Raw genomic sequence first — 6,739 nt, forward strand, 5'->3', positions numbered from 1 at the left:
AATGCTTAATGCCAGATAAAAATCAATTTGTGAGGCTATCATGTTTAACAGTATACGCACTCGAATTGCTGTCAGTGCGGGTGGGGCAATGGCCTTCACTCTATTGATTGCAATGGGTATGACAACCAATGCGTTCACGCAAGTGAATGAACAAATCACTACAAAAGTAAAATCTCAACTGAACGAAGCCACCACGACCGACCTGAGCAATACGGCGATTCAGCAAGGGCTGAATATTTCCAACCAGTTAGAGCCAGTGTTGGCGAACCTAAAGCAAGCGCGTTCAATTATCGAATTAAGCGCAGAGACGACCGCAACGCCAGACATTATTGTTAAACAGTTTATTGCGTCGCTAGAAGCTCAGAACAAAGCAGTGTTTGCTGGTTACATGGTGTGGGAAAAGCCATCGTGGGTTGAGCCAACGATTCAAGACAAAAGCCTTGGCTTTAATAGCGAAGGCTACTTAGCGCCATTCTTTTCGCCAAATTCGCACAACAGTTTTGATGTCGTGGCGATGGATAGCTTTAGCAATACTGAATTAAACAACAACGGTGAGCGTAAAGACGATTGGCACTTGATGCCTTTCGAAACGGGCAAAACGTTCGTGATGGAACCGTACATGTATCCGGTTCGCGGCAAACAAGAACTGATCACGACCATCAGCCAACCAATCAAGTTACGTGGCGAGATCATAGGCTCTCTTGGTTTTGATTTGTCATTGAACGAGTTACAAAGCCAAAGTGAAGATTACGCGAGCGACTTGTTTGATGGACAAGGCCGTATTCTGATTTCTTCGTGGAAAGGCATCACACTGGCGAACAGCAGCCAAGCAGATCAAGTGGGCAAAAAAGTCTCTCATGAATTGGCGTCTCAATGGGCTCGTATTCAATCCATTGCGAAACAAAAAGGCGCAGGCCTTGTGACGTTTGGCGGGGATGAGTATGCGATTACTGCAATTGAAACCAGCGATGCGCCTTGGATCGTTATGGTGTCGGTTCCCAGTAGCTTCCTTAAAAAGAACGTGGATGACTACGAGCGATGGAGTGAAGAACAAAGTGCAGAAGCTCTTGAAAAGGGAGTGTGGGCAGGGATTATTGCGGCTCTGATTGGTATTGTTGCGATGACGATGATCGCGACCTCGTTGGGCAAAGTGTTAACTAACTTAGTGGAGCGTTTTAAAGACGCAGCACAAGGCGAGGGCGACCTAACTTACCGCATTGAGGTGAAAGGTAAGGACGAAACCGCCCAACTGGCGCACTGGTTTAATACCTTCCTCGCTCGCATTCAGGAAATGCTTTTAACCGTAATGGCGACGGCAGACCAAGTTGATAAAAACGCAAGTGAAGGCCAAGCTCGCGCGGCGGCTTCGAGAGATCAACTGAACGTTCAAGTGAACGAAGTCAACTCGCTAGCAACGGCGATTAATGAGATGAGCGCAACCGCACAAGAAGTGGCAAATTCTGCGGTACAAGCAGCAGCGGCGGCAAGCCAAGTTCAAAGCAATAGTGCGAATGGCATGTCGCGTATGGACAATGCTGCAAGCGCGGTGGATAACCTCGCTTCGCAAGTGAATGATGCACAGCACCAGACGCAGAATTTGGTGGCTTCAAGCACGGCGATTCAGGGTATTCTGAGTGAGATTGGTGGCATTGCCGATCAAACCAACTTGTTGGCGCTGAACGCTGCGATTGAAGCTGCGCGTGCTGGTGAAGCGGGTCGTGGTTTTGCTGTGGTAGCCGATGAAGTCCGCAACCTTGCGACGCGCACACAAGGCTCGACAGAAGAAATTCGTGCAATGTTGGCTCGTTTGGAGCAAGAAACGCAATCAATCGTCGTGTTGATGGAGCAAAGCCAGAAGCAAGCGGTGGACACCAAAGAAGAAACACAAGCAGTGCAGTTGGCGTTGGCCGAAATCAACCAAGCTATTGAAGTGATTAATGATATGAATAATCAGATCGCTTCAGCGGCAGAAGAGCAAAGCTCGGTGTCGGAAGAGATCAACCGTAATGTGGTTGTGATTAATGATACGGCGATGGAAGTGATGGATACCATGTCATCTTCTGTAGCGATCAGCAATGAACTGACAGTAAAATCGAGAGATCTTCACGGTGAGTTGAGCAAGTTCAAGTTGTCTTAATCAAGTAAGTGAAAGAGTTTAACCCAACTTAAAACGTTTATTTCTCACAAAACAAAAGGCTCCAGAGTTACCTCTGGAGCCTTTTTTAATGCTTGCTGCAAACTATGAAGCGGGAGTTGCTTGCTGTTCGCCAGCCGTTTTTAAGCGTTCGATTTCAGATTCCGTTTGCCACTTGCCGTTGTAAAGGTATTCTCGCTCTGGGAGCGGGGCATTTGACGCCCTTAAATCAAATACCTCATCGGTTTGATATTCTCTACTACAAACCGGAATACTAAAGAGCCTTGATTCTGGCTTTGCTTCAAACAACTTTTTATGGTCATCGACCTCGGTACAATTCAGTTTGTAGACCTTTGACAGTTGCGCGACCATGGATTCTAAATCCGATTCAGTTTTAAAGAAAACGTAACAATCGAATCGATCTTGTGAGCGAAAGATAGTCTTATGAGCAGTGTCTCGATATCTGCATATGTCATGCTTAAAATAAAACTGGATCACTTTCCTTTTCTTGTTGTAGTCCGCAAAAAGCCAATCTTCTCGTTCGCTCACTTTAACTTCTGTTCGTTCATCAGGCTGGCGTTTTAACATACCGAATGAGAATAAAATAAGAGCACCAGCTCCCGCTAACGCCATCGGGCCTACCACCGCTACCATTACCACACATACCACTGCACCTATCCAGCCAACAGCTTGTGCGGCGGTATTTATCCATTTAGGCATATTGCGACGCTTTTTCATCACAAAGCCTTTATCTGAAAAAATGTAGTCATAGCGATAGTCTCGTCCATACATGTAGTAGCTTAACGAGTACACAAAAAATGTGACAAGTACCGATATGGCATCATTAACCCACCCTCTAGACCAAAAGCCAAGGAAGTAGAAAAATACAATTATCGGCAACATTGCCACAATCGAAATGAACAAATAAAGGTATCGATTTGGTTCTTCAATATCGTACTTACGCCACGTTGTTAAATTGTCCCCTGTGAGAATTTCTTGCTCTTGCGCCTCTTGATAAACCGCCAATTCTTCTGGGGTGATATAAAATGGTGAATATGCCAAGGGTTACTCCTGAAAAACTAATGTGCCAACAACGGGGGTGAGTGTTTTTTTAATGATGTCTTGTTTGGTATTGTCTGAAATCGCGCCATAAGTTGCACTCTGTTTTATGCCGTTTTGGAACCAATACTCACGCTTAGCTGGGGCGTCATCTTCCACATCATAAGCTACTTGCATAGCAAGGTATTGATCGGCCTCTTTAATTGGCAATGTTACCTTATACACCAATAACTCTTTGCTAGCTTGGCTCTGAGTTTGTAGCGTGACCAAATCTGCGTTCTGATGCCACGAGCCTGACGTTAAATCATCTTCTGTTGTCTTGGTGTTGGTACGCACTGTAACACCATTCGTTGCAGCTCGTCGTGGAAGCTGAACATGCACTTCCAAACCAACTAACTCACGATGTGTATAGCCAGGATAAGCCTGTATTTTTTCAATAGGCTGATGGTATACCGTTGGCTGCTGAATAATGGATTGCAGGTCAAACAGTGCTTGCTGCACTAATGCTGAATTATGCTTTTCTCTTTCAGGCAAGCTTGCAGATTGGCTCCACTGAGTGCGAGCTGGGTGATAACCCCAAGGTAGTTTATCTAACCACTTTTGGTAATCATCTTGTTTTACTTTACTCAGAACGTGATTGGCAACTAAAGTAATAATCGTTACTACAACTAAAGCAGCCATAACTGGAGCACCAAATGTTATGTTAGGTGAGAGCCACCCTGTTAATGCGCCTCCAAATTGCAACGTGGCGATAGCGCTTGTTACGCTTAAACTAGCTGTACTCAACCTTTGAAACACTAACTCTCGACCATACAACTCATCCTCTCGTTGCCAAGAACGGTAAGCCTCTATACCTGAAGCTAGCGCACCTAAAGCCCCTGTAATCGCGAGCCATTTATTAAATACTTTTAAGTCATCAAGAACCAGGTTTTCAAAGCCTTTTGTATTTCGACCTACTAACTTTTTAAGAGTTTTAAGCGAGTGCTCTCTGAGTTCGTCACTCCCCTTAACCTTATCCCATAATTTACCCGTACGAATACCCGTCCAAGCTCCGGCCGTGTAAAACAGCTTTTGTTGAATATCCAAGAAATCATCTTGGGTCATGAGCCCAGTTTCTTGAATGCTGTTCATTGCATCAGCAAGTGCGAGACAGTTGAAAATCAGAGCTAAGAAGCCTAGACCACCCACATCTTCAAACAGTTTATTAAGGTTGTTTAATCTGTTATCCCATATATCTTTACGCATTTGAATTGTTGCCTCAAGTACGTCATCTGGAAACTCGATGTATTGTGGGTATTCTAATGTTGCCACTGCTAGACTTTTTTGGAGGTGACTTTGTTGTTTTAAGGCTTGTTTATATTGTTGTTTTGATACTGTTTTATCGCCTTTATTAAAAGCTGCTATAATGGCCTTGTTTTGGTTTGAGGCAACCACTCTTTTATCATGGTTAGACTTCCAATCACCAAAACCTTGCGCATAGTTTTTATTGATTTTGACAGCAGTATTGGTAGCTAAACGTTCAGCGAACACTGCTCGCCAATAAAAGCTATTTCGAGTTAAAGGCTTTGAGAAAACGGGCATGATTAGAAGTGAAGCTTGAGAAGTAAAGCTAACTCCTAATTTTAGTGCACTCTTCATTATTGCGCTGTTTGCGGCTTTGAAGATTATATCTAGTTCCTTAAATCCTTTCGCGATGTCTTTTAAAAACTCGGTTTCTGCAGTATTTGGGTTAGAAATAAAGTCCATTACTTTTGCATACATACCCACACGATTACTTGCTGCCGAAACGTAGTCCATAAATTGTTTGTCTGAGCTTTCAGTGTCTGGAACAATTTTGGCGACGTCTACTTCACCTACCTGATTTGAAACTTGTTCAGGAATTAACTTCTCCACTTGTTTAAAGAGACTACGACTAAATCCGGAAGTGTAGAGAGCGAGTAAACTGGTTGGTTTTTCCCATTGGCTTTCAGCCCATTGGCGGTCTTCTTCTTGCATCACCAGAGTAAATGACTCAACGGCTTGCTTGTGCAGTTGATACAAACTGTACTGCGTGTCTTCGCTGTATAGGTCGAAGGTTCTCTCGAGATGATGAGGTGTCAAGGATTCCATTACAGCAATAAAATCCCTTTTTACCCAGACAACTTGGGCTAGCAAGGTTTCTTTTTGTTCTGATAGCTCTTGCATCTCGCTCAGCATTTGCTTCCAGTTGAGCTGCTTACGCCAGCGCTCAGTCGCTATCCATTGTTCGTATTTACCAAATCGGCTCGCAGAAATTCGATATTTGTCCTGTATCGCTTTGGCAATGTCACTTTGGGTATGTTGGTGTGATTCAATCGCTCCAGCGGAAAATTTGGCGGGATAGCCGGATTGAACTGAGCTTTTGTTCTGCTCTGCCAAATCAAGTTGGTTAGAGGAATCATAATACTCAGCCATGTCGGTATAAAACGACAGCTCTTCACTGTTACGCTTAACGCTAGCTGGCATGTCTATCTCGTCACTTGCCCCGAACATGCACAATTGCATGGCGGTCTGCATCAAGTTCCACTGGTTTGAAAACTGGTCAGTGAAAAGACGGTAAGGGCTTGCAGCACCAACAAAATGCAGAGACATATCTTGAATGTCTGCGGCGTAATCTTTTATCGCGACGAAGTAACCCGACTCTTCTTCTGGAATCGCAGAGGTTAAATTACTTTCGACAGCAACAGGTTTAAAGACAGAACCATCTTCATCTGCTTTGGTGGCGATGCCAGAATCCGCAAAGCGACCATCATCGACGGCAGAAGATTCAATATCAGCAACTTGGGTTAATTTATCTATTGGGGCAATGTTGTGCTGATTCTCGTTTGCAGACAGAACAATGGTTTGCATGCGATCGATATGATTACTCGGATTGTTAAGGACGCGCATGAACGTGTGCCATGTCCACCGGTGCTCAGAGAAACAAATCGATAGTACGCTTCCGTTGACGTAAGTAAGGAAGGGCCTTGCATCTTGTGGTGTCCCACGCTGTTCTGATTTTGGGCTTTCTGATTCTCCCAACTTATAGAGCGTGAATTGCGTTCCTTTGATTTCGTATTCGTCTAAGCTTTTGTTAATTGCATCATAGACATACAGCCAACCATCGCGTAGTTGACGCAGGGTGTAGCCAACGGTATTGAGTTTGGCTGGGCCTTGGCCTTTCCATTCTTCAGGCAAACCAAAAGGTTGTGTTTCTTCCGTTTCTAGCTGATCGATGGCGTAGCGAACAGGGATGAAGTGTGCCGGTAAAGCCTCTGTTGGTTCTTTCTCGGTTTTTAAATTGAGAGGCTCTGGTTCAGACGGCGGTGGCGGATCGATTTTTTTTGTTTCTCCCTCCCAAAACATACTGCGCTCTGGGGGTGAGCCAGCAAGATCATCGGATTCCGTGGTTGGAACGATATTCAGCGATTTCAACGTGCCATCGCTTTCAAATGCCTGAACGGCTTCTTCGTGGGTATAGCTGTTGTCGTGCCAGAACATCGAAGTTTTTGGAGGAAGTGGATTACTCATCGTTAGCCTATGTTTAAG

The 6,739-nt window shown here is 44.6% G+C and carries 3 protein-coding genes; 1 reads left to right on the forward strand and 2 read right to left on the reverse strand.

Features of this window, described 5'->3' with window-relative positions; translation table 11 throughout:
• Positions 1-40: 40 nt before the first annotated feature.
• Positions 41-2,137: a methyl-accepting chemotaxis protein gene (locus tag CAG69_RS07815; RefSeq protein ID WP_161443562.1), complete on the forward strand. Its 2,097-nt coding sequence runs from the start codon at positions 41-43 to the stop codon at positions 2,135-2,137.
• Between the two features lie 102 nt (positions 2,138-2,239).
• Here the strand turns inward: CAG69_RS07815 and CAG69_RS07820 are convergent, their stop codons facing one another.
• Positions 2,240-3,196, reverse strand: coding sequence for a hypothetical protein (locus CAG69_RS07820; protein ID WP_161443564.1), 957 nt, complete (start codon positions 3,194-3,196; stop codon positions 2,240-2,242).
• A 3-nt stretch (positions 3,197-3,199) separates the two neighbouring features.
• Positions 3,200-6,721, reverse strand: a complete 3,522-nt coding sequence (locus CAG69_RS07825; protein WP_161443566.1) for a T6SS effector BTH_I2691 family protein — start codon at positions 6,719-6,721, stop codon at positions 3,200-3,202.
• Positions 6,722-6,739: the final 18 nt, after the last annotated feature.

Origin of the sequence: Vibrio sp. V43_P6S15P86 (genome assembly GCF_009904725.1) — a bacterium.
Lineage (GTDB): Bacteria > Pseudomonadota > Gammaproteobacteria > Enterobacterales > Vibrionaceae > Vibrio > Vibrio diabolicus.